Below are 25,949 nucleotides of genomic sequence, written 5' to 3'. Positions count from 1 at the left end.
AACTAACGGCATGACGCAACGACTGCACCGGTTGTCGACCCTGGTGGCGGCAGTCCTGACGCTGTCCGGTGCATTGGCCTCCGGGTTGGGCAGCCCCCTGCCCGCTGCGGCCAGTCTGCTGGGGCCGGTACTGCGCCTGATGCGACCCCAGCTGGAGAGAAAGCTCAGCGACGTCTGCGTGAGCACTGCCGCCGGCGGCCAGGCCAGCCTGGAGCGCAGCCTGAAGGAACCCTGCCGCCGTCTGGCGGCACCTGCCAGCGCCTGCCTGATCTCCGAGGCCGAGAGCAGCGGGCGCAGCTTCGGGGTGATCAGCGAACTGGCCCGGGGCCGGCTTGGCGACGACAGCGAGGTGGTGGTGAAACGCTGCGTTGCCAAGCTGCTGGGGCTGCCCGCCGACAGTCTCAAAGAAGTCTCTCTGGATGACCTTCAACGCCGCTTCAAGCGCCCCGTCACGCTGCCGTAGGCGCACTGCAGCGGTAGCGCAGCAGCAGTTCACCGCCCCCAAGGGGCCGGTGCTCCAGCAACTTCCAGCACTGACCCGAGAGGTCGGGCGCCAGGGGACTCACCCAGCCATGTCTGCCCCCCAGCAGCAGTGGGCAGAGGCTCAGCTGCAGCTCCTGCACCAGTCCCTCCGCCAGCAGGGCCGTGGCCAGTTCGGCGCCACCGAGCAGCACCACCCGGCGCAGCCCTCGCCCTGCCAGTTCCGCCAGGGAAGCCCGCCAGTTGCCAAGAGCCACATGGCCATCAAAGGCCTGCTGGGCAGGCCCGGGTGAAAGCAACCAGCGCTCCAGGGGCTGGGAGAAGAATGGCAGGGACGGCTCGAGTCCGCGGCCGCGACTGACCACCACAACGATGGGTTGAGGTTGGCGCCCCTCCAGGCGGCGACGCGCCAGCAGCTCGGGGCGGTGGATCAAGCAGGTACTGCGATGCAGGCGCAGCGTGGCCGCTCCGACGAGGCAGCCATCAGCCCAGGACAGGGCCTCCTCGAGCACGGCGCGATCTCCGGCAGCTCCAAGCTGGGCGGCACCTCCCTGGGCTGGCGCGAGACGGCCATCGAGGCTGATGGCCAGCACCAGCCGCAGCTGGGGCAAGCTCAAGCGCCGGCCAGGGCCTCCAGCACGGCGGGGCGAGTTTCGAGCAGGGGGGTTTCGGCGAACACCTCAGCGGCGTTGTTCGGGCTCTCCTGCAGACGCACCTTGTGCAGGGCTGCACCAGTGGCAGCAATCGGGGCGCTGAGCAGATCGGCAATGTGCAGAGCGATGTTCTCAGCTGTGGGGACGCAGCTGGCGAAGTGGGCCACGTCCTTGTTGAGGAAGGTGTGATCGAAGGGCTCCACCACCAGTTCGTTCACCAGGCCCTGCAGCTCGCCCAGGTCGCAGACCATGCCGGTACGGGGATCGATCGCACCGCGAACGGTGACATCCAGCAGGTAATTGTGGCCATGGCCATGGGGGCGGGCGCACTTGCCGTAGATCGATTCGTTCTCGCTCTGGGACAGCTCTTCGCGGGCCAGGCGGTGGGCGGCCGAGAAGTGGGTGCGGATCGAGAGGAAGGCTTCCATGGGATTGCCGATGACATCGGCCCAGAGGGTGGGTTGCTCGTAGAGGCGCAGACCGACGAGCGGCAGGCGCGGAGCCAGCCGTTTCCAGATGGCCTGGAGCAGAGCCTCGGTGGTGGGCAGGCAACCCTCGGGTCGGCTCAGATCGAACTCCGGCCAGCAGTCGTTTAGGAAACGGAAATCGAGGGGATCTGTGACCTCCCGACGGATGGCGTGTTTGACATCAGAGAGGTTGAGCACCATGCCGTCGCCATCAAGCGGGCCAGCCATCGCCACGATCAGCTCATAGTTGTGACCGTGACCCGGGGCGAGGCTGCAGCGGCCAAAGCGGCTGGCGTTCTCCTCATCGCTCAGCTCCGGCAACCGGTAGAGGTGGCTGGCACTGAACAGGGCCCGTCGGGTGATCACGCAGCCACGGCCACGGCCGTGGTGATTGATGCCGGCTGAAACGCCAGTACTTGGGGTGGCGGGCATCGCCAGGATCCCGGTTGCCATCGACTCGGCGGCGTCCTGCCGGGTCATCCTAGGGATTCCGCCCCTGGCAACGCCGGACCCAAGTCTTCGCCGACCAGCCCCCATGGCCTTTGAACCCCCCTCCCCCGCCAGCTTCACCCCAGATTTGCCGGGGAGCCTGGAGGGCCTCAACATCTACCTGGTGGGGATGATGGGGGCAGGCAAGAGCAGTGTGGGGCGCCCGCTGGCCGAAGCCCTCGGCTATCGCTTCATCGATGCCGACAGCGTGCTCGAGCAGCACGCCGGCTGCTCCATCCCCGAACTGTTCGAGCACCAGGGCGAAGCGGCCTTTCGCGAACTGGAGTCGGCCGTGCTCAACCGGATCGCCTGCTGGCATTCCCTGGTGGTGGCCACAGGCGGTGGCGTGGTCAGCCGCCCCGTCAACTGGGGCCAGATGCGGCAGGGGCTGGTGGTGTGGCTGGACGCCCCCGCGGAGCTGTTGCTGAAGCGCCTCCGAGCCGATCCAGGCCAGCGGCCCCTGTTGACCACGGCTGATCCTGAGTCGCGGCTACGCCAGCTGCTGGACCAACGCCTGCCCCTCTACAGCCAGGCCGACCTGAGGGTGCCCCAGGACGGCCGGGCGGCCGCGGCAGTGGCCCAGCAGGTCCTGGAGGCGATCCCGACGGTGCTGCGCCAGCGGGAGGCACCACCCCAGGCTCCCGCCGAACTGATCGACATGAACGGCGCCAGCGCGGCGAACCTGAACGCCACAACAGGACCGGACTGAGCCTCAGATCTGCAGGAGGCCTCAGGTCTGGAGGGATAAACAGATATTCACTGAAACTTCCTGGGAAGCGTTCGTGCCTCAACGGGCCGGGGGCTCCAGGCGCACGGCAAACCACTGAACAGCCATGCCGGGCTCCAACTCCAGTTCACAGGCCGTTTCCAGCAGGCGCTCGGCCCGTTCACGGTCGCTGGGCAGGGAGCGCAGGTCGGCGGGGGGCTCTTCCAGTTCAGCGAGCTGGGTGGTGAGCCAGCTGAGGGTTTCGGCGGCCGAGAGAATGCGTTCCCCCCGGGAGGGCTCCAGCACCACGTAATGATCGAGTTCCCTCAGCAGGGGATCGGACATGCTCAGCTCACGGATCGCCTTCATCCTCGCCGCCCTGATCGCCCTCTGGCCGGGGCAGGCGATGGCGGCCGACGGTGGCCCAGGTGCGCTGGAGCGGCGGCTGGTGGCCTGGCCGGAATGGAGTCTGCCGGCTCCGCTCAGCCGACCCGGTCGCAGCGACCTCCGCTACCCCGACTGGTTCGCCGGGGCCTGGTGGGTCCACAGCCTGGAGGAGGGCAGTGCTGCGCCGATCCCGCCCTACGCGGTGCGCTTCCTCATGGATCACCGAGGGGCAGTGGTGGGCGATCGTGCCTTCAACGCCACCCAGGTGGGCGATGCGCTGCTGGGTGGTCAGCTGCTCTCGGTCGCCAACGACCCGGCCAACCCCAACCGTCAGCTGGCTCTGCTGCGCGGTGATCTGGAGCTGGAATCCACCGTGATCGGCCGCCGCAGCCAGGGTGGTTCGGAGGCTGTGGCCCTTGGCGACAGCTTTCTCAGCGACGAGCTGGCCCTGCAGGTGCTGCATGGCCCCGGGGGAGCCCGGATCAGCCGCGTGGAGACCCTGAGCCGCTACCGGCTCGTGGACAGCACTACTGGCCACGAACTGATCCGGGCGGAGCAGTGGCAGGCCAGCTACCCGTCACCGGAGCAGGGGCTGGTGGCCCATGCCGTCGACAGCCATCACCTCTGGTTGCTGCTCAGCCGCAACCCCTGAGTACCAGGATCAGGGTGTGGTGGGGGAAACCGGCTCGCTGATATCAATACGGCCGAGGGAGAGGTACAGGCCATCCCTCCAGGCGAACAGGCTGGTGAACAGAGGATGGTCGGCCAGGCCTGGCACGCCACGGCCAGCCAGGGGGGCACCGGAGCTGGCCGGGAAGAGCAGCAGAGACAGCTGGGCCGCCACCGCCAGATCAGCCAGAGAGAGGCGATCACCCACGAGAAAGCGGCCGGGAGCGAGAAGCACCGCCAGCTGCTCGAGGTTCGCCTGCAGTTGGCGCCGCTCCGTCTGGCCGATGGTGTCGCCAAGCGACGCGAGCAGATCCGTGGGCAGGGCCCCCACCAGCGAGCGCAGCACCGCAGGGGTGGCTTCAGGCAGCAGGGCGCCGCGCAGCACCGAATCCGAGCTTGCCGCCTGCAGCAGAGCCTGACGGACCCCGCTGGCCAGGGCAGTGTCGGCCCAGTCTTCAAACAGGAGCACCCGCGCCCGTTCGGCCGGATCCTCGGGAATCAGGGGAGGGGTGGGCACCTGGCGCTCCAGGTACTGGGCAATGGAGCTGGAGTCGGCGATCACCTCGGCTCCATCCACGAGCACCGGCACCTGACGCTGACCTGAGAGACGGAACAGCTCAAGCTGCCCCAACCCGGGGGTGACCTCGATGACGCGATACTCCAGACCTTTGGCGGCCAGGATCAACCTCACCTTCTCGCAGAAGGAGGAATGGCGGAACTGGTGGAGCTCGAGCATCGGCGGCACGGTCCTCTGGGCGGCAGAGTAGCCCTCATGTTCTCCCGGCGTGGGCGGCACCCCGCCACTGCCTCGCCTTTCAACGACTTGCCACCCACTGCCCCGCCTGCGCCATGAAGGACTTCTTCCTCAACGTGACGCGCTACCCGCGCTATCTGGTGGCCTTCAGCCTCGGTGTGTTCAACTCCGTGCTCGAACCCCTGGCAAAACGGCGCAGCAACCCGGTCACCGCCGTAGCCCTTGTGGGGGCCCTGGTGAGCGGAATGATCAGCCTGAGCCTTGTGCTGCGTGCCATGGTGAATCCAGCACCACTGGCATAGGAATGGCACAGGGCCGACGGGTCGAGCGGATGGCTTCCCTGATTCGCCGGGAGATCAGTGAGCTGCTGGTGAACGGCATCAAGGACGAGCGGGTCTCGCTGGGCATGGTCAGCGTCACCCAGGTGGAAGTTGCGGGTGATCTGCAGCACTGCAAGATTTTCGTGAGCGTCTTCGGGAGCGACGAGGACCGCCGGACGACCCTGGCCGGCCTGAAGTCGGCGGCTCCCTTCGTGAAAGGGGAGCTGGCACGGCGGCTGAATCTGCGCCGCACCCCCGAGGTGCAGTTCCTGCTCGATCGGGGCCTTGAGCGGGGCGGGGCGGTGCTCGGGCTGCTCAGCCAACTGGGGGAGGAGCGGCAGCAACGGGAGGCACTGGCCATTGATGAGCCTCCCCCCTCTGATGAACCCCTCACAGCTGAAGCCGGCGACGGAGGCCACGGCAGCGGGCGATGACGACGGTTCGGCCCCTGACCCTGGAGCCCCTGCCACCGGCGGCTGAACTGCGCCAGCAGGTGGCCCGGCTGCTGGTGATCCGCGGCAGCGGCCACCTGAGTGACGGTCAGCGGCGCTACCCACTCTGGGAACTGGAGAACTCCACCCTGAAGCGGCTGCTGGCCGAAGGCGTGGGTGGCGTGATCCTGCTGGGGGGCAGTGCCGCCGAGCTTCGCCTGCGCAGCGAACAACTGCGGAACTGGTCGGAGCAACCGCTGCTGATCTGCGCCGATGTGGAGGAGGGGGTGGGGCAGCGATTCGAGGGGGCCAGCTGGCTGGTACCGCCCCTTGCGGTGGGGCGCCTGCACTGCAGCGATCCTGAGGGCGCCCTCTCCCTGGCCCGCCGCTACGGCCAGTGCACGGGGCGCCAGGCGCGCCTGCTGGGGCTCAACGGTGTGCTCGCTCCGGTCTGCGATGTCAACAACAACCCCGACAACCCGGTGATCAACGTGCGCGCCTGGGGGGAGACCGCCGCCACGGCGTCGGCACTGGCGGCGGCCTTCGTGGAGGGGGCCCAGGCCGAAGGTGTGCTCTGCTGCGCCAAGCACTTCCCCGGTCATGGAGACACCAGTGACGACTCCCACCTGGAATTGCCCCGATTGCCCCATGGCAGGGAGCGGCTGGAGGCGATCGAGCTGCCCCCCTTCCGGGCAGCCATGGCCGCCGGCTGCGCGGCGGTGATGACCGCCCACCTGCAGCTGGACGCCCTGGATCCGCTGCGGCCGGCCACCCTTTCGCGGCCCGTGCTCACGGGGCTGCTGCGGCACGAGCTGGGATTCACGGGGCTGGTGATCACTGACGCCCTGGTGATGGAGGCGATCACCTCGCGCTGGGGCGCAGCGGAGGCCGCCGTGCTGGCCTTCGAGGCCGGGTCGGATCTGATTCTGATGCCCGCCGATGCCGATGCAGCCATCGACGGCCTGGTGGAGGCCTTCAGCACCCGGCGCCTGCCGCTGGAGCAGCTGACCCAGAGCCTGCGGCGGCGCGAGCAGGCCCTGGCCGCCGCAGGCTCCCGGGCCCCGGCCGCCTCCATGGCACCACTGGAGGCGCTGGGCGAGCTGGAGACTCCGCAGGATCAGGCCCTGGCGCGGGAGCTGGTGGAGATGAGTCTGAACACGCGGGGCCACCAGGGCCTGCCGCCGGGGCCAGGGGTCAACCTGATCCGCCTGGACAACAGCCTGGCCTGTCCCTTCCTGCCTGCGATGGCGCCGGCCCTGTTGCGGCCAGCCGCGGCCGGCTACCGATGCTGCCTGCTGGACGCCCGTGGGCCCAGCCCCTGGAGCGGGAACGCCGAGGCACCCCTCGCCATGTATCGCCTGCCGGATGGGCCGTTGTTCCTGCAGTTGTTCGTGCGCGGCAATCCTTTCCGCGGCAGCGCCGGAGCTGATGAACCCTGGCCCGCGGTGATCCGGCAGCTGCTGCGGCTTGGTCGGTTGGCGGGCCTCGCCGTGCTGGGCAGTCCCTACCTGTGGGAGGCCCTGGAGCCCCTGCTTCCCAGGGGAATTCCCGCGGGCTACAGCCCCGCCCAGATGCCCCTGGCCCAGGCCGGCCTGCTCACAAGGCTCGGCCTGGCCGCCAGCAGCCCAGCCGAGGGCGGCTTCACCGACTGAGCCCGATCACGCCTGAAGTCCTGACCTCTCACCCCTAACCTCACGCCTGGATGCGGGCCGCCGCCGTGCTCAGCCTGTCGATGATCGTGCGCAACGAGGCCGAGCGTCTCGGCCGCTGCCTTGAATCGGTGGCGGGCTTCGCCGATGAGCTGGTGGTGGTGGACACCGGCTCCAGCGACGACACGGTGGCGGTGGCTGAAGGCCATGGCGCCCGGGTGGAGCGCATCGCCTGGCCCGGGGATTTCGCCCCCGCCCGCAACCGGGCCCTGGAGTGGGTCCGGGGCACCTGGGTGCTGGTGCTTGATGCCGATGAGCAGCTGCTGGAGGAGGCCCGTGAACCATTGCGCACGTTGATGGCCGATCCCGACACGCTGCTGATCAACCTGCTGCGCCAGGAGGTGGGCGCGCTGCAGTCGCCTTACTCCAGCGTCAGTCGTCTGTTCCGGCGTCACCCCCAGATCCGCTGGAGCCGCCCCTATCACGCGATGGTGGATGACAGCGTGGCCGAGCTGATGGCAAGGGAGACCCGCTGGAAAGTGGTGGACTGCCCCCAGCCGGCGATCCTCCATGAGGGCTACCGGCCGGAACGGCTTGCCGATGGACGCAAGGCGCGGCAGCTGCGACGGGCCATGGAGCAGGAGCTGCTGGAGCACCCCGGCAATGCCTACGCCAGCGCCAAACTCGGTGGCCTGGAGATCAGCGAGGGGCGGGTGAAGCGTGGGATTGCCCTGCTCAGGGCCGGGCTGGCTGGCTGCCCCCCCGGAGCCCACCCCGAACGCTTTGAACTGCTGCTGCACCTGGCGATGGCCGAGGCCAGCCGCCATCCCGCCAGGGCCGCCGCCCTGTACCGGGAGGCCCTGGCGCTGCCTCTCGATCCACGACTGCAGGTCGCGGCACGGCTGAACCTGGCGGCACTGCAGCTACAGGAGGGCGCCTCAGAAGAGGCTGCCCAGCTGGCGGAAGCCGTCACGCGCGGGGCACCCGAGCTGGCTCTGGGCTGGTACAACCTCGGCCTGATCCGCCGCCGCCTCGGCGACATTCGCGGCTCCCTCAAGGCCTACGACATCGCCGTGAGCCTGGCCCCCGAGCACGCCGAAACCCACCAGAACCGGGCGGTGGCCCAGCTGCTGGCGGGCGACATCAGTGCTGCCCGCGCCAGTTTTCGCCAGGCCATTGCCCTGCTGCGGCAGCAGGGCCAGACCAGTGCCGCCGAGCAATTGCAGCGGCAGGCCGGAGCGATGGTGAGACTGGACGACTGATGGAGGTGGCAGTGCTCTCAGGTCGGGTGGTGGCGGTGACGCGGGCCGAGCAGCAGCTTGGCGAAGCTCGCGCGATGTTCGAGCGGGCCGGCGCCCGGGTGCTCGACCTTCCCGCTCTGGTGATCGGCCCTCCCGATGAATGGGGGCCCCTGGATGATGCGCTCGAAGAGCTGGAGAGCTTTCACTGGCTGGTGTTCTCCAGCGTCAACGGAGTGGAGGCGGTGGAACAGCGGCTGCAGCGGATCGGGCGCAACCTCAGTGATCGCCCCCGCGGCCTCAAGATCGCGGCGGTTGGCCGCAAGACCGCAGCCCGACTGGAGCAGCTGGGCGCCCCCGCCGATTTCGTGCCTCCCAGCTTTGTGGCCGACAGCCTGATCGAACATTTCCCTGTCTCCGGCTGGGGGCAGCGCCTGCTGCTGCCCAGGGTCCAGAGCGGTGGACGCACTCTGCTGGCGGAAGCCTTCGCCGAAGCCGGCACGCGGGTGGTGGAGGCCGCCGCCTACGAGTCCCGCTGTCCGCCCCATCTCCCCCTGGCCACCGCCGCTGCCCTGCGCCAAGGCCAGGTGGACGCCATCACCTTCACCAGCGGCAAGACCGTGCTCCACACCGTGCAGCTGCTTCAGCAGGACCTGAAGGAGGGCTGGCGCGAACGGCTGGACTCCGTGGCCCTGGTGTCGATCGGTCCCCAGACCAGCACCGCCTGCAGGGAGCTGCTTGGACGGGTGGACGCAGAAGCCGACCCCCATGACCTGGACGGGCTGATGGCGGCCTGCGGCCGCGTCCTTGGAGGTCCCTAGAGCTCGGCGATCACCACCTGGCCCTTGGCCTGGCCCTGACGGCTCACAAGGGTCAGGCGGCCGCGCAGCACATCGATCGAGGCCACACCCCAGGCCTCGGGCAGGAGGTCTGTGGTGCGGCCGCCTGCATCACCAACCGCCAGGGAACCGCTCTGACCGCCGAACTGGACGAGAGCCATGGGGCGGCCGCCGCTGGTGATCACGCCCTGAAAACGGAAACCATCGGGGAGGGTGAGCGGAGGTTGGACCACGATGGCCCGTGGTTTACCGGTGACCCTGGTGACCGCCAGTGGCGCGAAGGGGTCGAGCCGGCCTGGGGGCATCGCAGCCTCAACCTGCTGGACCGTGGGCAGCGGGGTGAAGCCTGCTTCGGCAATGGCGGCTGACGACGGTGCGGGTTTGCTGGGTGCGGTGGGGGCTGCCCCGGGTGCAGCGGGGGCCGGAGGGGCCACCGCACCAAGATCGGCAGGAGGTGTGCCTCCACAGCCCACCAGGCCACCAGCGAGCAGGAGCGGCAGCAGGGCGAGACCCGTCACGGTTCTCGCCTGGTTCATGCCGGGTTGATGCCGCTCAGCTCTGGCCATGCTCCTGCTCCACAAGGTCCCGGAAGCGATCCAGGTTGGCCTGGAGTTCCCGGGTGACGATTCCTCCAAGGATGGTCGGTTCCATGAGGGGCGCAAGGATTCCCGGCAGCTCATAGCTGACAGTCAGCCGGACAATCGTCAGCCTCTCGGACTGGGGGTAGAACCGCACGGCCCCCTTGGTGGGCAGACCCCCCACCGACTCCCAGTGCAATTGCTGGGCTTCGATCCGGTGGGAGATACGGGCCTTCCAGTGGAAGCGAAATCCCTGGGCCGCCAGGGTCCAGTCGGTGAGATCGGGGTCATCAAGGGTGACCACTGACTCGATCCAGCGCATCCAGCGCGGCATCGCCTCCAGATCGCTCCAGACCTCCCAGACCCGCTCCACCGGAGCCTTGATCTCCGTGGTCACACTGTGCTCAAGCCAACGTCCCATGGTGATCAGGCGACAGCCGCCACGGAGGCGAGCCGTACCGGCTGATCAAGGATGGCGGCTGCCGCCAGTCGTCCGCTCATGGTGGCCCCCTCCATCGAATCGATGTAATCCTGTCGGGTGTAACTGCCAGCCAGAAAGAAATTGTCCACCGGGGTGCGCTGCTGCGGGCGGAAGGGTTCCATGCCGGGGGCCTCGCGATACAACGACTGAGCCAGTTTGACCACGTTGCTCCAGATCAGGTTCAGGCCGCGGGCTGATGGGAACAGCTCACGCACCTGGGCGTCCACCAAAGCGGCGATCTCGTCGTTTCGGCGGGAAATCCAGGGGTCACCGGGAGTGAGCACACACTGCAACAGGGATCCCTCCCCCTCGCGCCTGTAGTCGGCTGGGCTGGCGAGAGCAAGGTCGGCGAAGCAGCTGAAATCGGCGTCGGCGGTGTACAGCAGGTTGTCCAGTCCGCTCGCACGGCTGAGATCACAGCGGGCAGCGGCGTGGGCTTCGCCCTCCCCGAGCTCGGTGACCCAGCCGTCGTAGCGCAGTTGCACCGTGGCCACCGGCACCGCCTCCAGCCGGTAGATGTTCTCAAACTGGGTGAAGCGGCGCCAGGAGGGCGGCAGCAGCCTCTGGATGCCGGGCACATCGCAGGCCGCCAGGTAAGCGTCGGCCTCGACACTGATCTCCCCATCGGGGGTACCCAGGCGCAGGGCCGTGACCTGGGGCGCCGCCTCCGGCCCCGCCCCCTCGTCGAAGCAGACCTCACTGACGCGGTGGCGGAGATGCAGCCTGGCCCCGCGGGCTTCGATGTAATCGAGGATGGGCTGGTGCAGCCAGCGATGCGGCGAACCCTTGAGCAGATTCAGCTTGGACGCCTCGGTCTTGGAGGCGAACATCATGAAGATGGTGAGCATGCAGCGGGCCGAGATGGCCTCGCAGTCGATGAAGCCCAGGGCATAGGCAATCGGATCCCACATCCGCTCGACACTGCGGGCGCTGCCTCCATGGCCGAGGAACCAGTCGCGAAAGCTGATTCGGTCGAGGGACCGTATCACTCCCATCGCCCCCTCGTAGTCCACCAGACCACGCACGATCGGGCTGGTGCCCAGGGCCAGGGCATTGCGCAGCTTGTCGATCCAGTCAAGCTGCGGGGTGGTGAAGAAGGCCTTGAGCCCGTTGAAAGGGGCTCCGATCGGGAAGCGGAAATCCAGTTCACGCAGATCGCCGCCCTTGTTGACGAACAGATGGGTGTGCTGCTTGGGCAGAAGGTTGCCAAAGGCACCCACCTTGCGCATCAGGGCGAAAAGGTTGGCGTAATTGAAGAAGAAGACATGCAGGCCCATCTCGATGTGGTTGCCGTCCGCATCGACCCAGCTGCCCACCTTGCCACCCACGAACGAGCGGGATTCATAGAGGTCAACCTGGTGGCCGGCATCACAGAGATCGACCGCGGCTGACAGACCGGCCAGACCAGCTCCCACGATGGCGACGCGCACCCTTGACTCCTTCAGGTGAGCCGACTCTATGGAGCCGTCCACGGCGACGGCGGGACGCCAGAGCTCGAGATTGATCCATAGAGTGTCCTGACAACCCGTTCCACCTGCCCCAGGCCTCGCCCATGAGCAGCCCCACAACCGATGCTCCCGCCCCGACCCAGGAGGCCGCGGCGGCACCTGTGGCAACTCACACCGGAAAGGACGGCAAGGGCATCCGCATCACCGAGCCGGCCATGAAGCAGCTGGCCGCCCTGATGCAGCAGCAGGGCAACGACAAGCTCCTGAGGGTGGGAGTGCGCTCCGGCGGCTGCAGCGGCATGAGCTACACCATGGATTTCATCGACAGCGCCGCGATTCGCGACGATGACGAGCATTACGTCTATGAGCCTGATGGCGCCCCCAGCTTCCGGGTGGTGAGCGATCCCAAGAGCTTGCTCTACATCTACGGCATGCAGTTGGATTTCAGCTCTGCCCTGATCGGTGGTGGCTTCAATTTCACCAACCCCAATGCCAGCCAGACCTGCGGCTGCGGCAGCTCCTTCGCCGTCTGAACCGCCCAGATGCGGACCTTCAGCGTGGGAATCTGGGTCACCCGCAGCCGCTGCCGATGACGGCCACCACCAAGTCCGCCGAAGCCCTGTTCGATCAGGCCATTGGCCGCTACCAGCAGGGAGCTGCAGCCGCTGACGTCATCGACGACTTCCTGACGATCACGTCCCAGGCTCCCCGCCTGGCGGCAGCCTGGACCTGCCTGGCCTGGCTGCAGCTGCTCGAAGACCAATCCGAAGCGGCGCTGCGCTCAGCCCGGATGGCGGTAAAGCTCAACCCCCAGGACCCCCAGTCGCGGGTGAACCTCTGTCTGGCCATGCTCGAGTCGGGCGCCAAAGGAGTGCGGGAGCACATCGATCTGGTGCTGCGCATCACCGCCGTATCACCGGAGCTGGCCAGCGAACTGAACGAGGCGATAGCCGATGGGCTCAGGCGGCGCCCAGGCTGGGGTGCCCTGGAGAAGGTCAAGGCCTGGCTGCAGGGTTGATCCCTGGAGCCCCCACGATGGGCGATCCCCCCCGGCGCCTGCTGCTGCTCAGCAATGGCCATGGGGAAGACCTCAGCGGCAGCCTGATCGGACAGGAGCTCCAGAAACTGGGGCTGGAGGTGGTGGCCCTGCCGCTGGTGGGTCATGGCGGCGCCTACCGCCAGGCTGGATTGCCCGTGCTCGGGCACACCCGTGAATTCAGCACCGGCGGCCTTGGCTACACCAGCCTCGGCGGACGCCTGACTGAACTGGTGCAGGGCCAGCTCACCTACCTGCTCAGCCAGCTGGTGCTGTTTTTCCGAGAAGCCCGGCACTGCGCCGCGGTGGTGGTGGTCGGGGATGTGATCCCCGTACTGGCCGCCTGGTGCAGCCGCCGGCCGGTGGTCACCTACCTGGTGGCCTACTCCAGCCACTACGAAGGCCGCCTGCGCCTGCCCTGGCCCTGCGGAAGCTGCCTGCGCAGCCGCCGCTTCCGCAGGGTGTTCAGCCGGGATGCATTCACCGCCACAGACCTGAGTCACCAGCTCGGGCGGCCTGTGGACTTTCTCGGCAACCCCTTCCTCGACAGGGTCCTGGAGAGCGCACCTCCCCTCGACGGACCAGGGGTCGGGGCGCCCAGCCCCCGGCTGGGGCTGCTGCCTGGCAGCCGCCTGCCGGAGGCCCTGCGCAACTTCGAGTTGATGCTGCAGGTGCTCACCCGCTTGCCTGCCGCCCTGCAGGCCAGCGGCGGCCTCCAGCTGAACGCCGCCCTGGTGGGGGCCATCGACAAGGCGACAGTGGCCAGGCTCAGCCGCCCCCTGGGCTGGCAGCTGGAGCCGTCTGGGCGTCTGTGCCGCGGGGAGCTGGAGCTGAGGCTGCACTGGGGGGAATTCCAGGCGGTGGTGCAGCAGGCCGATCTGCTGCTGGCGATGACCGGCACGGCCACGGAACAGGCCGTGGGTCTGGGCAAACCCGTGGTTCAGCTGGCGGGGGGCGGGCCCCAGTTCAGCCCCAATTTCGCCGAGGCCCAACGACGCCTGCTGGGGCCCTCGCTGTTCAGTGCCGAGGGGGAGCCGGGCTCGGAGCGAAGCCTTGGCGGCACCGCCGCGCTGGTGGGCGAAGTGCTGCACCAGCTGCAGCACACCGATCTGGGCGAGCGCTGCCGACGCAACGGCCTGGAGCGCATCGGTGGTCCCGGCGGGGCCGCCAGGATGGCTGGGCAGATCCTGCAGGTCCTCAATGAACCCTCAGCCCCGCTCCAGTGATGCCGCCAGCACTGAAGCCCTTGCGCCGCGGCTGAAGCGCTGGATCGACACCGTGCTGGTGATCGATGTGTTCCTGGTGATCGCGGGGGCGATCTGGTTTGCCCTGGCGGTGACTCTGCACAGCCAGCATGTGGAGGCACCGCTCCAACTGCTTCAGAGGCTCTGGGATCCTCTGTTCACCCCGGCGATCGGCCTGCTGATGGCGGCCGCCCTGGTCAGTGGGCTGCTGGGCTGGTGGCAGCGGCAAGGGCTGAGTCGAGATCGGGGTAGCGAAAAGTGAAGCCCTGGAGTTCCAGCCGCTCGGAGTCCACCTGCTGGCCTTCGAGAACCACCGAGGCACCATCCCCGAGCATCAACTGCAGCACCGGTGCGGGAACCGGCAGCAGGCTGGGACGCTTCAGCACCCTGCCAAGGGCTGCCGCGAATCGGCCCATGCGCACCGGCTGGGGAGCCACGGCGTTGTAAACGCCCTGGTAATCCTGGGTCTCCAGGGCGCTGGCGATCAGCACGCAGAGGTCGGTGCGATGAATCCAGCTCATCCACTGCCGTCCGGAGCCGATCGGGCCGCCCAGACCAGAGCGGAACACCGGCAACATCTTGCCGAGGGCACCACCATCGGGGCCGAGAACGATGCCGATCCGCAGCTTCACCACCCGGCAGTCGGAGGGAGCCAGATCGGCAGCTGCCTCCCAGTCGCGGCAGAGCTGACCAAGCAGATCCGGCGCCGCAGGGCTCGATTCGCTGAAGCGGGCGTCCTCGCTGCTGCCGTAGTAGCCCACGGCGGAACCGCTCACCAGCACCCTGTTCGGCCGGGGATGGGCCCTCAGCGCCTCCACCAGATTGCTGGTGCTGCCCAGCCGACTGTCGATCAGCCTGCGCCGCTGCTCGTCACTCCAGCGCTTCTCCGCGATCGGCTCCCCGGCCAGATTCACCACCCCGTCCGCCTCAGCCACGGCAACGCTCAGAGTCGGCTCCTGCCAGGAGGCCGCCAGGGCCGGATCCGCCTGGATTCGCCGCAGTTCAGGGTGCTCCAGCCCCACCAGGGGCACCAACTGACGGCTCACCACCACCAGGTGGTGCCCCCGAGCAAGCAGGTGGGGCACCAGCTCGCGCCCCACGAACCCCGTACATCCCAGCAGCAGCAGTCTCACGGGCCCAGGCAGCACACACCGCTGCCGAGGCTAAGAGGCGCCCCAGTCCTCCGAGCAGGGCCTAGCGTGATTCCAAGCGGAGTGCTGACTGTCAATGGCCCAGACCCCAACAGATGCCGTTGCCCCCAAGGCCGCTGCCATCAAGAAAGGCTCCCTGGTGAAGGTCAGCAGGAATGCCTATCTGGGCAGCCTTGAAGCGGCTGCCAGCGATCCCACTCCCCCCGACTATTTGTTTGAAGGTCCAGGCGAAGTGCTGGCCATCAGCGGCGAATTCGCCCAGCTGCGGTGGCGCCTGCCGGTGCCGGACGTATGGCTGCGGCTCGATCAGCTTGAGGCCTGCTAGAGATCGAGGCTTCGACGCTCTTCCTTGAGGCGGCTGCGCCGTTGCTTGGCTTCCCTCAGCATCTCGCGGCCATCGTGCAAGTATCTGTCGACGTAGCCCAGGGTGTAGCGCTCCAGCTCCAGCAGGGCGTCCTGGACCTGGCTGAGGCAGTGGTAGAGGCTTAGGCCAAACCCCCGGGCCTCGCTCGGGCAAGGGATTGAACGATAAAGTGCCTCCACCTTGTCCATGCGGCTCCGGCTCTGCTCCAGATAGGTGCAGAACGCCTCCATCAGGCTGTCGTCGTAAGGATCGGCAGCCAGGGCCCGAAGCTGGCCGGGGAATGGGTTGATGACCTGGGCAAGCAGACGATCGATCGGCCCATAGACCTGCTGCAACCAGCCCAGCAGGGCCCCGTCGCGATCGAGGCCGCGATGGGCTGGGGTGGCGACTCTGGAGCCATGCCGCCGGCTGCTGGCTGAGGGTTGCCGGCTGATGTCGTAGGTGCGACGCCGGTCGCCATCTCCAAGAACGGCCCAGGCGGCATTGATGGCCAGGATCGCGGTGTCATCCCCACCGGCATCGGGATGGTGCCGTTTGACCAGAGCGCGGTACGCCGCCTTGATCTCATCTGCCGCAGCCGTGGCTGGAACGCCCAGAACGGCATAGAAATCGCTGCTGGCCAGGGCTGCCTTCAAGGGGGATTGCTGGGAGCTGAACCCATCATGACAAGGGCTCCAGCCATGAAAAAGCCCCCTGACGGGGGCCGGTGGTGTGAGGAGCCGGAGGAGAGGACACGACCTGGGCTGATAGCAGCAACCAGGGCCGTGCCCGTTGGATCAGAACTTGAAGGTGGTCTGCACGAGGCCGCCGAAGTTGCTGAAGCTGTTGTCCTCGCCGGTGAGCTGCCCCAGGGGACGGCTCAGGTAGAAGATCGCCGGGGTCACGGCAATGTTGTCGGTGACCTGGAACTTGTACCACCACTCCCAGACGTAGTTGCCATCGGCCGGGGTGGTATTGCCTGTGTCGCTGCTACCACGGGAAAGGGCGGTGGCGAAGACAGGCTGACCGACCGCCATACCGGCGGCATTGCCTTTGCCGAACAGATCACTCCACTGCAGGCCGACGAACCAGCTCTGGCTCTCGGTCACGTAGGGATCAACAAATTCGATACCCAGGGCATTGTTGTCGTTGCCGGAGAGGCTGTTGAGACCCCAGCCCACGCTGATCGAGGGTAGCCAGCCACTTTCCTTGGGCTGCCAGTAGGCGTTAGCCGCCACACTGTTCGATTCACCAGTGGTCAGGAACCAGCTGTTGCTGGCAGCGAAATTCGTGCCACGACGGAAGTTGGTGGCTTGCTGGCCGTAGCGGTAGGCCAGCGAGACGTTCCACTGGGGGGCGGTGTAGTTCAGCTGGGCCAGGAAGTTGCCACGGGCACAATCGGTGCCGATGCCGCCTTCGCTGCTGGAGCAGACATTGTCATTTCCGTCGAAGACCTGACCGGAACTGCCTTGCTGAGCAACGTAGTTGGCCGAAGCGCTGAATCGGCCCTGACCTTTCTTGACATTCTGCTTCCAGATCACGCCGCCCAGAGAGCCGGTAGCCTTGTTGTAGACACCTGGAGCACCCCAGAGCTGGAATACATCAAGGATCTTATCGCCCTTCCCGCTGCCATAAAGCGACGGGGTTACAGCGACTGACTCAGTATTCCTGGCCTTGGGACCAACAATGAAGGTGAAATCGCGACCCACCGGGAAACGGTAGTAGAGACGATCAATTCCGATGGAGTCGGAACCGCCGAAGCCATTGCTGGCCACATCCAGGGCTGTGAGGTTCACCCCATTGCCACTCAATGCATTGTCGAAGTTGCCAGTGCGCAGCCGGGTGTAGAGCAGATCCTTGCCGGTGAAGCTTGTGAGCAGATTCAGCCGAAGGTCGTAGTTGAAAGTGGTGGCGCCGAACTGAGCATTATATTTTTCAGCCGCATCGCGGCTGCCGAATTCGGGGGCAGAACCGAAGACGCCTGCACCCGGGCGATCACCACTGGCGTTGACCGCGCCGATTACGAAGGTGGCCTGACCCTGAAGTTTGGTGGTGGTGGAGAACTGGGTAGCCTCCAATTCACCAACCTTGGCCTCAAGGTTGTCGACGCGGCCGCGCAGAATGGCGAGTTCCTTCTCAAACTCCTTGAGCAGGCGGCGCAGCTCGTCGGTCACTTCGGTGATCCGATCAAGGCAGGCATTCAGAAGAGCAGCAGCTTCCCAGCGGCTCAGGGGTTGCTTGCCGCGGAAGGTGCCGTCGGGATAACCGGCGACGCAGCCATAGCGCTCGATCAGGTTCGAGAGTGCCTGATAGGCCCACTCGGTGGGCTGAACATCAGAGAACTGGGTGATGCTGGTCACCTGATCTTTCTTGGCGGCATACTTTTTCATGCCATCGAGATCGAGATCCCCGGCCGAAGCGGCCATGGGGGCCACCAGCCCAAGGGCGACCGGTGCCAGCAGCAGACGCTGGAATAATTTCATTGGAACCTCACACCAATTGAGGGATGGTCCAAAAGGACACTTTTATACTTTATCGAAGAGGCGGATTAGGACCACCACCCACGAACACATGCCCGAGTGTCGACGGTCACATACCTATGTGCAACCCCCTGTCCCGCAGGGGATTTGGAGCCCTGCAGCGCCTCGGCCTCAAAAGCGCAGCCATACAAAAAAGCGCATCAAAAAGCCGTGGTGGGAACCACGGCCAAAGGGGCGTACTGCTGAGAATCAGATTAGCTCAGAACTAGGGACCAGCCAGATCAAGGTGTGTGAGGAGATGATCTGGCTGGAGGATAATCAGCAGAAACCGATCAACTGATCAGAATTGATCAGAACTTGAAGGTGGTCTTGACCAGGCCACCGAAGTTGTCGAAGGTGTCGCTGCTGTTCTTCTGCAGCTGACCAAGGGGCACGCTGAGGTAGAAGAGCGCTGGGGTGATCGAGATGTTGTCGGTCACCTGGAACTTGTACCACCACTCCCAGGCATAGTTGCCGTCGTTGGCCTCGATGATGTCGCCATCACCCGACTTGGTGAAGAAGGTGGGTTGACCCACGGCCATACCAAAGGAATTGCCCTTGATGAAGACGTCGGACCACTGCAGACCCACGTACCAGGACTGAGTCTGGGCACCGTCGATCTGATCGAAGGTGTCGGAACTGTGGGCGTTCAGACCCCAGCCGGTGCTGATCGAGGGGAGCCAACCGGAGTTGGAGGGCTGCCAGTAACCGCTGATGCCAACTGAGTTGACGCTGTCGGAGAGGGCATACCCGAGGTTGGCCAGGGGGGTGCCGTTACCGCCGTAGAGGCCAGCCAGACCGCCCTGGGGGGTGGTGTAGGTGTAGGCGGCCGCGATACCGAAGTTCTCGTTGTTCCAGGCGATCTGGGCGGTGCCGGTCTGGGCGGAACCGTCGGTGCCGATGCCACCGATGTTGGGGTTACCCACGTTGCCGTTGACGGCCACATAGTTGGCACTGATGCTGAAGCCGCCGCTCTTCCACCACAGGCCACCACCGGAGCCGAGGGTCAGGGGGTAAGCGCCGGGAGCGCCGCCGTAGGTGAAGATGTCGAGGACGGTATCAGCTGGGTACACGCTGGGCCAGAAGGCCAGCATGTCGTCCTGACGAACCTTTGCACCCACCGTGGCGGTGAAGCTGCTTCCCAGGGGGAATTGGTAGAAGAGGCGGTTGACTTCGACGGAATCGGCGCCACTGGCACCCTCAAAGGCAATCTCGAAGGCGTTCAGGCCGACCAGGTTGTCAGGGTTTGCGGCACCCCAGGGGCTGGAGCCGAAGTTACCGGCACGCAGACGGGTGCGCAGCAGGTCCTTACCGGTGAAGCTGGTGTCGAGGAAGAGGTCGAGGTTGTAGTTGAAGGCGGTGGCGCCTTGCTGAGCTGCAGCGACGTCGGCCAGCGTGGGGTTGAGGCTGTTGGGGAGTCCGGTGTTGTCACCCAGGACACGGGCACTGCCACCGAAGCTGTTGGCGCCGATGGTGAAAGTGGCCACACCACGCAGCTTGGTGGTGGTGGAGAACTGGTTGGCCTCCAGCTCACCGACCTTGGCCTCGAGGTTGTCGACGCGGCCGCGCAGGATGGCGAGTTCCTTCTCGAACTCCTTGAGCAGGCGGCGCAGCTCATCGGTCACCTCGGTGATCCGATCGAGGCAGGCGTTGAGCAGAGCGGCGGCTTCCCAGCGGCTCAGCGGCTTCTTGCCACGGAAGGTGCCATCGGGGTAGCCAGCGACGCAGCCGTAGCGCTCGATCAGGTTCGAGAGTGCCTGGTAGGCCCACTCGGTGGGCTGCACGTCGGAAAACTGGGTGATGCTGGTGACCTGGTCCTCGGAGGCGGCGTACTGGTTGATGCCGTCCAGGTTCATTTCGCCGGCTGTGGCGGCCACGGGGGCCATCAGTCCGAGGGCGACAGGTGCCAGCAGCAATTGCCGGAAGAATTTCATGGGGTCCTCACACAAGTTGGCGCAATGCGCCTGCCATGAAGAATCGCCCCAAGTCCAGCAGGCGGCCCGTGCAGGTGTGACAGAAAGCACAACGGCTGCAGGGACGGCAACTGGTCCAAAGTGGCCTGAACCGCCGCCAAGGCCCTGAACACCCGGTCCCAACGCCCCTGGCTGTGGTGGCTGGCCGTGGCCGCCATCTGGCTGGCTGGCAGCCTGGCCGACCAGCTCTGGTTGCAGCTGGACCAGCGGTTGCCGGCCTGGGATCAGGCCGACTACCTCAACAGCGCCGTGGACCATGGCCGCGCCCTCGGCCTGCTTCCCGGTGGAGCCTGGCCGGGCTGGCAGGGTCTGCTCGATCTCTCCCCAAAGGTGCCGCCGCTGGCGAGCCTGGTGAATGGCTCGGTGATCGCTCTATCGGGCGACAGCCCCGATCAGGCCAGCGCGGCCCTGGCGCTCTGGCAGGGACTGCTGCTGGTGAGCGTGGCCTGTTGGGGCCGCCAACTGGTTTCGCCGGGTTTCGGCCTTCTGGCGGCCGCCCTGACAACCACCACCCCGGCCCTGCTCAGCCTGCGGCTGGATTTCACCCTCGATCTGCCACTCGCCGCCACCAGCGTGCTGGCGCTTTGGCTGCTGGGGCGCTGGGCGTCGCCCGACCCCAGGGGGGGGCGCTGGCACCAGGCCGCCGTCGCGGCCCTGGCGCTGGCGGCGGCCGTGCTGGTGAAACAGAGCGCTTTGCTGGTGCTGCTCCCCCCGGCCCTGTGGGTGGCTCTGCGGGGGCTGGGGCGAGCCCGGCGGCGCTGGCAGGCGCTGGCCGCCCTGGCGCTGGTGCTCACCCTCGTGCTCCCCTGGCTGCAGCACAACTGGATAACCACGATCGGCGGCACCAACCGGGCGGTGCTTGAGTCGGCCGCCCAGGAGGGTGACCCGCCAGCGTTCAGCCTGGCCAGCCTGCTCTGGTACCCCAGGCTCTGGCCCCAGCAGCTGGGACTGGCCAACAGCGTGCCAGCCCTGGCAGGCACGCTGTTGGCCCTGCACGCCGCCTGGCCATGGCGCCGGGACTGCCCGCAGCCGCAGCCCGCCGATGGGACGGACCGGACTCAGGGCGGCTGGGGCTGGCGCTGGTTGATCGGCTGCGGTCTCAGTGGCTGGCTGTTCACCACCCTCAGCCCCAACAAGGATCCCCGCTACATCACCCCGGTGCTGCCCCTGCTGGTGCTGCTCCTGAGCTGGGGCTGGTGGCAGCTGGGGCAGGCCTTGCTCAGGCAGGGCTGGAGACGCGCCAGCTGGGCTGCCCTGGCCGCAGGGCTGGCGGCCAGTGCCGGCAGCGCGGTGACAGCCCAGGCCGGCGAAATCCGCTGGCAACCCCGCTCACCCCTGCCAGACGTGATGGACACCATGCGCCAGCAGGTGGGTGATCAGCCCCGCACCCTGGTGATGCTCCCCAATGCCGCCGAGCTCAACGAGCACACCGCCACGGTTTTCGGGCGGGCCCGGGGGGGGCAGATCGTGGCCCGGCAGCTCGGCCGGCAGCCCAGGGAGCGCGAGCTGGTGCTGGATCAGGCGGAGTGGGTCCTGCTCACCACCGGCGAGGCAGGCATGCGACGGGAAGCCTCACGGAAGCTGGCCAGTGCGATCCGCCAGGACTCCCGCTTCCGGCTGGTGGGCCGCTGGCCCTGGAGCGACGGCGAACCCGTTGAGCTCTGGACCCGCCGCCAGCCCGTGCCCGCCACGACGCGCTTCGATCGCAGGTTCATTGAGCTGGCCTCCGGTCTGGAGCGGGGCCCGGCCGGGCTGGCGCCTGTGTTCGAAGCCATCGGCCCCCAACACCAGCTCGATGGCCACTGGCACTACCAGGGGCGGGTGATCGACTGGGCCGAGCAGCGCCTGCGCTCCGATCCCGGCGATCGGGACGCCCTCTGGGCGCTGGCATTACTGGCCGTGCTGCGCAACCGCCCCTTCCAGGCAGATCAGTGGTTCAGCAGGTTGCAGACCCTGGAGCCAGCGAACCCCTGGCCGCCGGCGTACCGCAGTGTGGTGCTGCTGGCCGGCTGGAATCCCTGGCGCGCCCATGCCGTGGCCACCGCGGCGACCCGTGGGCATCAGGAGCCTGTGCTCAACGCCCTCGCCGATGTGAGCGGCGCCCTCCTGGCAGATCCCTTCAGTCTGCAGCGGGCCTTGCGTTCGGTTCCCCAGGCAACCCGCAGGGTGACCGACCAGCTGAACAAGGACAAGTGATGAAAGTGAGCCGCGCTCTGCTCGGGCTCTGGGCCGTGGCCCTGGTGCTGGCCCTGGCCGGCCTGGGCAACCTGCCCCTGCGCGACTGGGATGAGGGCATCGTGGCCCGCGTGGCCCTCGAGACCAGCCAGGCCTCCTGGCCCGAAACCCTGCTGCCGACCTTCTGGGGATCCAGCTATCTGAACAAGCCTCCTGGCCTGCACTGGCTGATCGCGGGCGTGATCCAGCTCTGGCGCGCCCTCAGCGGCGAGGCCACCACGCGTCCACCGGAGTGGGTGATCCGGCTGGCGCCGGCGATCGTCTCAAGCCTGCTGGTGCCGCTGATCGGCGCGATCCAGCTGCGGCTGCGACCCGGCCAGCCCCTGGCCGCCGTGGGGGCGGCAGCCATCGCCCTTACCCTGATGCCCCTGGCCCGCCACGGTCGGCTGGCGATGCTCGATGGGGCCCAGCTCACGGCCATGGCCCTCCTCTGGCTGGGCCTGCTGCTGGCCAGGCCCCGGCCTCGAACGGCGCTGGTGGGTGGTCTGATCGCTGGGGCCGGGGGCAGTGGGCTGCTGCTGCTGAAGGCTCCGGTGCTGTTGCCGGTGCTGGCTACGGGCCTGTTGTTGCGCTGGCTCGATCGCGACCTGGATCGGCAGGCCTGGCTGCGTCTGGGGCTGGGACTGGGCCTGGGGCTGTCGGTGGGTATGGCCTGGCACGGCTGGCATGGCCTGCAACGGGGCTCCGAGGCCCTGCTGATGTGGGGAGGTCAGGGACTGCTGCGCTTCACCGCCACGGTGGAAGAGCACCACGGCAGTCCACTAGAGCCGCTGCTGGAGGTGCTGGAGGGGGGGTGGCCCTGGCTGCCCCTCTGGCCGATCGGCCTGGTCCTGGCCTGGAGAGAGAGGAGGCAACCGGCGGGTCGCTGGAGCCTGGGCCTCAGCCTGGCGGCCAGCCTGACGGTGCTGCCGATGAAGACCCAGCTGCCCTGGTACAGCCTCCTGCTCTGGCCACCCTTCTGCCTGATCTGCGGGCCGATTCTGGCGAGACTGGTGGAAGGTCCCCGTCCGAGGGGCCTGCTGGGGCGGCTGCCCTGGTTCTGGGCCGCACTGGGGGGGCTGCTGCTGCTGGCCTCAGTGCTGCTCCCGCAGTCGTTCCGCTGGCTGCCCCTGCCGGCGGGCCTGGGTCTGCTGCTGGGGGGGATTGCCCTGAGCCGGCCGGCCCAGGGCAAGCGACGACTGGGGCTGACGCTGCTGCTGCTCGGTTGGAGCGCCTCGCTGCTGCTGTTCTTCCTGAGTCCGTTCTGGAACTGGGAGCTGAACGAAACCTGGTCGGTGCTGCCAGCCGCTGAGCTGGCCCGAGGCGTCGAGGGCGACAGTCCCAAGGCCAAGCTGCCGATCCACATGCCCGGCAACGAGGGACAGCGCCCGAGCCTGCGCTGGTACGCAGAGCAGGAGCTGTTCAACCTGCCCGACAGCCCTCGCGACCACTGGCAGAAGCGCTTCAGGGTTCTGCTGCGCCCCGTCGACGGCGTCGGCAGACTGGAGCCCGGCAACCCTGGTCGCCTGCGGCTTCAGGATGCCACCTGTGACCTGGAAGCTCGCGGTGGCGACAGCTGGCAACGCTGGATCTGTGCAGGAGAAGCCAAGACCCCTGCCCCTCAAGCCCCCTGAGCAGGTCCAGGCTGAGCGAACCGTGCTGGTGGCGGCGGCGCTGTTTGCGCTGACGGGGCTGCTGCTGCAGTGGTGGCGTCTGCAGGTGCTCACCGCCTCCTACGACCAGGGCATATTCCTGCAGACGATCTGGAGCGGCCTGCACGGCCATCCCTTCGAGAGCACCCTCTCTTCCCAGCTGTCCACCAACGTGATCCACGCCGGGGAACCTCCATCCCTGGGCTATCACCGACTGGGCCAGCACTTCACACCAGCCCTGCTGCTCTGGGTGCCACTGGTGGGGCTGCTGGGGATCTGGGCCCTGCCGCTGGTGCAGGTCGGCCTGATGACGGCCGCCGGACTGGTGCTGCACCGCATTGCCCGGGAACGGCTGGAGGATCCGTGGCTGGCCGCCTTCCTGGCCTGCAGCTTCTTCGGCGCCAATGCCGTGATCGGCCCCACCTTGGGGAACTTCACCGACCTGTCCCAGCTGCCCCTGGCCGTCCTGCTGCTCTGGTATGGACTGCAGCGCCGCAACTGGTGGCTGGTGGCGCTGGCGGCGCTGGCGGTGCCGATGATTCGGGAAGACACCGGCGTGCTGCTGGTGGGGGTCAGCCTCTGGATTCTTGTGCGTCAACGCCAGCGCTGGCCCCTGGCCCTGGGGCTGGCCGTGATGGGTCTGGGCTGGGTGCTGCTGGTGACCAACGTGCTGATGCCGCTCTTCAGCGACGACAACTCGCGCCGCTTCATGGTCGAAAACTTCGGCCAGTACCTCGATGATGCGGAGCAGGCCAGCAGCCTGGAAGTGCTGCTCAAGGCCCTCGGTCAGCCGTTGGTGGTGCTGCGGGAGCTGATCTGGCCGCCAGGGGAGACCCTGCGCTATCTGCTGGCCCAGGGTCTGCCCCTGATGCTGGTGCCGCTGATCAGCCTCGACAGCTGGCTGCTGATGGGCCTGCCCCTGCTGGGCCTGCTGCTAGCGCAGGGATCGAACAATCCACTCTCGATCAACCTCCGCTACGCGCTGCTGGTGGTGCCCGGGCTGTTCGCCGGGGCGATCGAGTGGTGGAGCCGCCATCCCCAGACCTTCGCGCGCCGGCGCCTGCGGCGGGTGTGGAGCGGCTGCATCGCGCTCTCCCTGCTGTTCACCCTGCTGGCCAACCCCAATCGCAGCCTCTCGTTCCTGATTCCTGACAGCATCGATCCCTGGGTCTACAGCTCCCCGCCGCGCCAGTGGAGCCACGGGGCCAACGCCCGCGACCTGCTCAGGCTGATCCCTGATGGCGCCAGCGTGGCCGCCACCACCCCCCTGATTCCCCACCTGGCCCAGAGGCCGGTGCTGATCCGCTTCCCGAACGGGGTGATCTACCGAGATCGCCAGGGCCGCGACAATGCCGTCGACTGGATCGCCGTCGATCTCGATTGGTTGCGCCGCTACGAAGTGGCCTTCCCCAGCGATCGTGAAGCCCTGGAGAACAGCCTCGAAGCGCTGAGTTCCCTGCCTGAGCCCTACGGGGTGCGGGCCTTCTCCGATGGGGTGGTGCTCCTGCAGCGGAACCAGCCTGATGTGATGCCAGCGCGACGCCAGCTCGAGGAACTGATCGGCTCGATCCAGCAGCAGCTCAATAGCCACCCCGACTGAATCAAATGCGGTCCAAGAACGATGCCCCCGCTGCCGTGCTAAAGAGCGCAGCAGCGGGGGCGTTCGCCGGGTCCGCTATGGCGCGGAACCGATTGATCAGGAAACAGGCGCCGAAATCAACCGGCGTTCTCCGCGATCAGCAGACCCTGGGTCATGGAACTGTGGCTCACGGGCACCTCCTCCTTGGGGGGATAAAGCCAGCCGGTGACGTTTTCGAAGCGGGCTGATCGGGCACTGGGCCTGAAGACCTGCTCCACGACACTGCTGACGGAACGCCGTGAATCTAGGGGAATCTCCCGGCCTGGCGAGAGCTGATGAGCTGGGCAGCACAGGCATCACCATCCTGAGCTCGTCATCGGCGGAGGACGGCCATTACCCAATGGGACATCCAACAAAAAAGGCGCCCAGCAGGGCGCCTTGATGATCCGAAGAGATGAGGCTGGACCCGACCAGAGGGCTCGGGTTTCAGGGTCTCAAGGCAGAGATCAGAGAGCGTTGCCGCGGGGCAGGACCTCTTCAGGGAATACGAAGTTTTCATGCGGCTGGTCGGCCGGTGCCATCCAGGCACGCAGTCCTTCGTTCAGAAGAATGTTCTTCGTGTAGAAGGTCTCGAATTCAGGGTCCTCAG

General features: G+C 67.2%; 28 protein-coding genes and 1 pseudogene. 16 read left to right on the top strand and 13 right to left on the bottom strand.

Annotated features, from left to right (window positions below; all coding sequences use genetic code 11):
* The first annotated feature begins 10 nt into the window (after nucleotides 1-10).
* A complete protein-coding gene (locus KBY77_RS15205; protein ID WP_255106268.1) occupies nucleotides 11-463 on the top strand; it encodes a hypothetical protein in 453 nt (150 codons plus the stop codon).
* Here KBY77_RS15205 and KBY77_RS15200 read toward each other — a convergent pair.
* Both KBY77_RS15200 and KBY77_RS15195 read right to left on the bottom strand, forming a co-directional pair.
* Nucleotides 450-1,097, bottom strand: coding sequence for a dihydrofolate reductase family protein (locus KBY77_RS15200; protein WP_255106265.1), 648 nt, complete (start codon nucleotides 1,095-1,097; stop codon nucleotides 450-452). The genes KBY77_RS15205 and KBY77_RS15200 overlap by 14 nt on opposite strands.
* Nucleotides 1,094-2,032, bottom strand: a complete 939-nt coding sequence (locus tag KBY77_RS15195) for a 6-carboxytetrahydropterin synthase (protein WP_255106298.1) — start codon at nucleotides 2,030-2,032, stop codon at nucleotides 1,094-1,096. Before KBY77_RS15195 ends, KBY77_RS15200 begins: the two co-directional genes overlap by 4 nt.
* Before the next feature lie 103 nt (nucleotides 2,033-2,135).
* On the opposite strand from KBY77_RS15195, the gene KBY77_RS15190 reads away from it, so the two are divergent.
* The gene (locus KBY77_RS15190; protein WP_255106262.1) at nucleotides 2,136-2,798 is read left to right on the top strand and encodes a shikimate kinase; all 663 of its coding nucleotides are present in this window, start codon (nucleotides 2,136-2,138) and stop codon (nucleotides 2,796-2,798) included.
* A gap of 78 nt (nucleotides 2,799-2,876) precedes the next feature.
* Here the strand turns inward: KBY77_RS15190 and KBY77_RS15185 are convergent, their stop codons facing one another.
* Nucleotides 2,877-3,140, bottom strand: coding sequence for a chlororespiratory reduction protein 7 (locus KBY77_RS15185; RefSeq protein ID WP_255094601.1), 264 nt, complete (start codon nucleotides 3,138-3,140; stop codon nucleotides 2,877-2,879).
* Between KBY77_RS15185 and KBY77_RS15180 the strand changes: the two genes are divergently transcribed.
* On the top strand, nucleotides 3,139-3,834 hold the full coding sequence (locus KBY77_RS15180; protein WP_255106260.1) for a DUF6816 family protein: 696 nt from the start codon (nucleotides 3,139-3,141) through the stop codon (nucleotides 3,832-3,834). The genes KBY77_RS15185 and KBY77_RS15180 overlap by 2 nt on opposite strands.
* Nucleotides 3,835-3,843: 9 nt before the next feature.
* On the opposite strand, the gene KBY77_RS15175 is transcribed toward KBY77_RS15180, so the two are convergent.
* Nucleotides 3,844-4,587 (bottom strand): glutathione S-transferase family protein, encoded by a 744-nt coding sequence (locus KBY77_RS15175; protein WP_255106257.1) that lies wholly within the window; start codon nucleotides 4,585-4,587, stop codon nucleotides 3,844-3,846.
* A gap of 113 nt (nucleotides 4,588-4,700) precedes the next feature.
* Here KBY77_RS15175 and KBY77_RS15170 point away from each other — a divergent pair, with 113 nt between their 5' ends.
* Genes KBY77_RS15170 through KBY77_RS15150 form a run of 5 tightly spaced genes read left to right on the top strand, consistent with a single transcriptional unit; the run spans nucleotide 4,701 to nucleotide 9,064 of the window.
* Complete coding sequence (locus KBY77_RS15170) at nucleotides 4,701-4,907, top strand: DUF751 family protein (RefSeq protein ID WP_255094604.1); 207 nt, start codon at nucleotides 4,701-4,703, stop codon at nucleotides 4,905-4,907.
* 2 nt (nucleotides 4,908-4,909) lie between these two features.
* Entirely contained in the window at nucleotides 4,910-5,359 is a 450-nt protein-coding gene (gene rbfA, locus KBY77_RS15165; RefSeq protein WP_255106255.1) for a 30S ribosome-binding factor RbfA, read from the top strand.
* Nucleotides 5,356-7,008: a glycoside hydrolase family 3 N-terminal domain-containing protein gene (locus tag KBY77_RS15160; protein ID WP_255106253.1), complete on the top strand. Its 1,653-nt coding sequence runs from the start codon at nucleotides 5,356-5,358 to the stop codon at nucleotides 7,006-7,008. Before rbfA ends, KBY77_RS15160 begins: the two co-directional genes overlap by 4 nt.
* A gap of 50 nt (nucleotides 7,009-7,058) precedes the next feature.
* The gene (locus tag KBY77_RS15155; protein WP_255106251.1) at nucleotides 7,059-8,267 is read left to right on the top strand and encodes a TPR domain-containing glycosyltransferase; all 1,209 of its coding nucleotides are present in this window, start codon (nucleotides 7,059-7,061) and stop codon (nucleotides 8,265-8,267) included.
* Nucleotides 8,267-9,064 (top strand): uroporphyrinogen-III synthase, encoded by a 798-nt coding sequence (locus KBY77_RS15150; RefSeq protein WP_255106249.1) that lies wholly within the window; start codon nucleotides 8,267-8,269, stop codon nucleotides 9,062-9,064. The genes KBY77_RS15155 and KBY77_RS15150 overlap by 1 nt, the downstream gene beginning before the upstream one ends.
* Here the strand turns inward: KBY77_RS15150 and KBY77_RS15145 are convergent.
* From KBY77_RS15145 to zds, 3 genes are read right to left on the bottom strand one after another with little or no spacing between them, the layout of a single operon-like run.
* Nucleotides 9,061-9,600, bottom strand: coding sequence for a hypothetical protein (locus KBY77_RS15145; protein WP_255106246.1), 540 nt, complete (start codon nucleotides 9,598-9,600; stop codon nucleotides 9,061-9,063). The two genes, KBY77_RS15150 and KBY77_RS15145, sit on opposite strands and share 4 nt — an antisense overlap.
* Before the next feature lie 34 nt (nucleotides 9,601-9,634).
* Entirely contained in the window at nucleotides 9,635-10,081 is a 447-nt protein-coding gene (locus KBY77_RS15140) for an SRPBCC family protein (protein WP_255106243.1), read from the bottom strand.
* 5 nt (nucleotides 10,082-10,086) lie between these two features.
* Nucleotides 10,087-11,571, bottom strand: coding sequence for a 9,9'-di-cis-zeta-carotene desaturase (gene zds / locus KBY77_RS15135; RefSeq protein WP_255106241.1), 1,485 nt, complete (start codon nucleotides 11,569-11,571; stop codon nucleotides 10,087-10,089).
* 122 nt (nucleotides 11,572-11,693) lie between these two features.
* Here zds and KBY77_RS15130 point away from each other — a divergent pair, with 122 nt between their 5' ends.
* Genes KBY77_RS15130 through KBY77_RS15115 form a run of 4 tightly spaced genes read left to right on the top strand, consistent with a single transcriptional unit; the run spans nucleotide 11,694 to nucleotide 14,131 of the window.
* On the top strand, nucleotides 11,694-12,122 hold the full coding sequence (locus KBY77_RS15130) for an iron-sulfur cluster assembly accessory protein (protein WP_255094612.1): 429 nt from the start codon (nucleotides 11,694-11,696) through the stop codon (nucleotides 12,120-12,122).
* A 56-nt stretch (nucleotides 12,123-12,178) separates the two neighbouring features.
* Nucleotides 12,179-12,607 carry a hypothetical protein gene (locus KBY77_RS15125; protein WP_094556463.1) on the top strand — a complete coding sequence of 143 codons (429 nt, stop codon included), beginning with the start codon at nucleotides 12,179-12,181 and terminating at the stop codon, nucleotides 12,605-12,607.
* A gap of 17 nt (nucleotides 12,608-12,624) precedes the next feature.
* Nucleotides 12,625-13,851 (top strand): lipid-A-disaccharide synthase-related protein, encoded by a 1,227-nt coding sequence (locus KBY77_RS15120; protein WP_255106238.1) that lies wholly within the window; start codon nucleotides 12,625-12,627, stop codon nucleotides 13,849-13,851.
* Complete coding sequence (locus KBY77_RS15115) at nucleotides 13,826-14,131, top strand: hypothetical protein (RefSeq protein ID WP_255106235.1); 306 nt, start codon at nucleotides 13,826-13,828, stop codon at nucleotides 14,129-14,131. The genes KBY77_RS15120 and KBY77_RS15115 overlap by 26 nt, the downstream gene beginning before the upstream one ends.
* Here the strand turns inward: KBY77_RS15115 and KBY77_RS15110 are convergent.
* A complete protein-coding gene (locus KBY77_RS15110) occupies nucleotides 14,067-15,002 on the bottom strand; it encodes a TIGR01777 family oxidoreductase (protein ID WP_255106232.1) in 936 nt (311 codons plus the stop codon). The genes KBY77_RS15115 and KBY77_RS15110 overlap by 65 nt on opposite strands.
* A gap of 94 nt (nucleotides 15,003-15,096) precedes the next feature.
* Between KBY77_RS15110 and KBY77_RS15105 the strand changes: the two genes are divergently transcribed.
* Complete coding sequence (locus KBY77_RS15105; RefSeq protein WP_255106229.1) at nucleotides 15,097-15,345, top strand: NAD(P)H-quinone oxidoreductase subunit O; 249 nt, start codon at nucleotides 15,097-15,099, stop codon at nucleotides 15,343-15,345.
* On the opposite strand, the gene KBY77_RS15100 is transcribed toward KBY77_RS15105, so the two are convergent.
* The 3 genes from KBY77_RS15100 to KBY77_RS15090 form a co-directional block, all read right to left on the bottom strand.
* A complete protein-coding gene (locus KBY77_RS15100) occupies nucleotides 15,342-16,019 on the bottom strand; it encodes a J domain-containing protein (RefSeq protein ID WP_255106227.1) in 678 nt (225 codons plus the stop codon). The genes KBY77_RS15105 and KBY77_RS15100 overlap by 4 nt on opposite strands.
* Before the next feature lie 141 nt (nucleotides 16,020-16,160).
* On the bottom strand, nucleotides 16,161-17,846 hold the full coding sequence (locus KBY77_RS15095; protein ID WP_255106226.1) for an iron uptake porin: 1,686 nt from the start codon (nucleotides 17,844-17,846) through the stop codon (nucleotides 16,161-16,163).
* A gap of 347 nt (nucleotides 17,847-18,193) precedes the next feature.
* Nucleotides 18,194-19,816: an iron uptake porin gene (locus tag KBY77_RS15090; RefSeq protein WP_255106224.1), complete on the bottom strand. Its 1,623-nt coding sequence runs from the start codon at nucleotides 19,814-19,816 to the stop codon at nucleotides 18,194-18,196.
* Between the two features lie 186 nt (nucleotides 19,817-20,002).
* Between KBY77_RS15090 and KBY77_RS15085 the strand changes: the two genes are divergently transcribed.
* Genes KBY77_RS15085 through KBY77_RS15075 form a run of 3 tightly spaced genes read left to right on the top strand, consistent with a single transcriptional unit; the run spans nucleotide 20,003 to nucleotide 25,321 of the window.
* Nucleotides 20,003-22,051, top strand: coding sequence for a glycosyltransferase family 39 protein (locus tag KBY77_RS15085; protein WP_255106222.1), 2,049 nt, complete (start codon nucleotides 20,003-20,005; stop codon nucleotides 22,049-22,051).
* Nucleotides 22,051-23,703, top strand: coding sequence for a glycosyltransferase family 39 protein (locus tag KBY77_RS15080; protein ID WP_255106220.1), 1,653 nt, complete (start codon nucleotides 22,051-22,053; stop codon nucleotides 23,701-23,703). The genes KBY77_RS15085 and KBY77_RS15080 overlap by 1 nt, the downstream gene beginning before the upstream one ends.
* Nucleotides 23,663-25,321: a DUF2079 domain-containing protein gene (locus KBY77_RS15075; RefSeq protein ID WP_255106217.1), complete on the top strand. Its 1,659-nt coding sequence runs from the start codon at nucleotides 23,663-23,665 to the stop codon at nucleotides 25,319-25,321. Before KBY77_RS15080 ends, KBY77_RS15075 begins: the two co-directional genes overlap by 41 nt.
* A 116-nt stretch (nucleotides 25,322-25,437) precedes the next feature.
* Here KBY77_RS15075 and KBY77_RS15070 read toward each other — a convergent pair whose 3' ends face one another.
* Together KBY77_RS15070 and KBY77_RS15065 are read right to left on the bottom strand one after the other, a co-directional pair.
* Nucleotides 25,438-25,578, bottom strand: a complete 141-nt coding sequence (locus KBY77_RS15070) for a hypothetical protein (protein WP_158218592.1) — start codon at nucleotides 25,576-25,578, stop codon at nucleotides 25,438-25,440.
* Nucleotides 25,579-25,806: 228 nt separating this feature from the next.
* Nucleotides 25,807-25,949: pseudogene (locus KBY77_RS15065) on the bottom strand (photosystem II D2 protein (photosystem q(a) protein)); the annotation flags it as partial.

This window comes from Synechococcus sp. Cruz-7E5 (assembly GCF_024345995.1).
GTDB lineage: Bacteria > Cyanobacteriota > Cyanobacteriia > PCC-6307 > Cyanobiaceae > Regnicoccus_A.
This window is presented reverse-complemented; position numbering and strand designations above follow the sequence as displayed.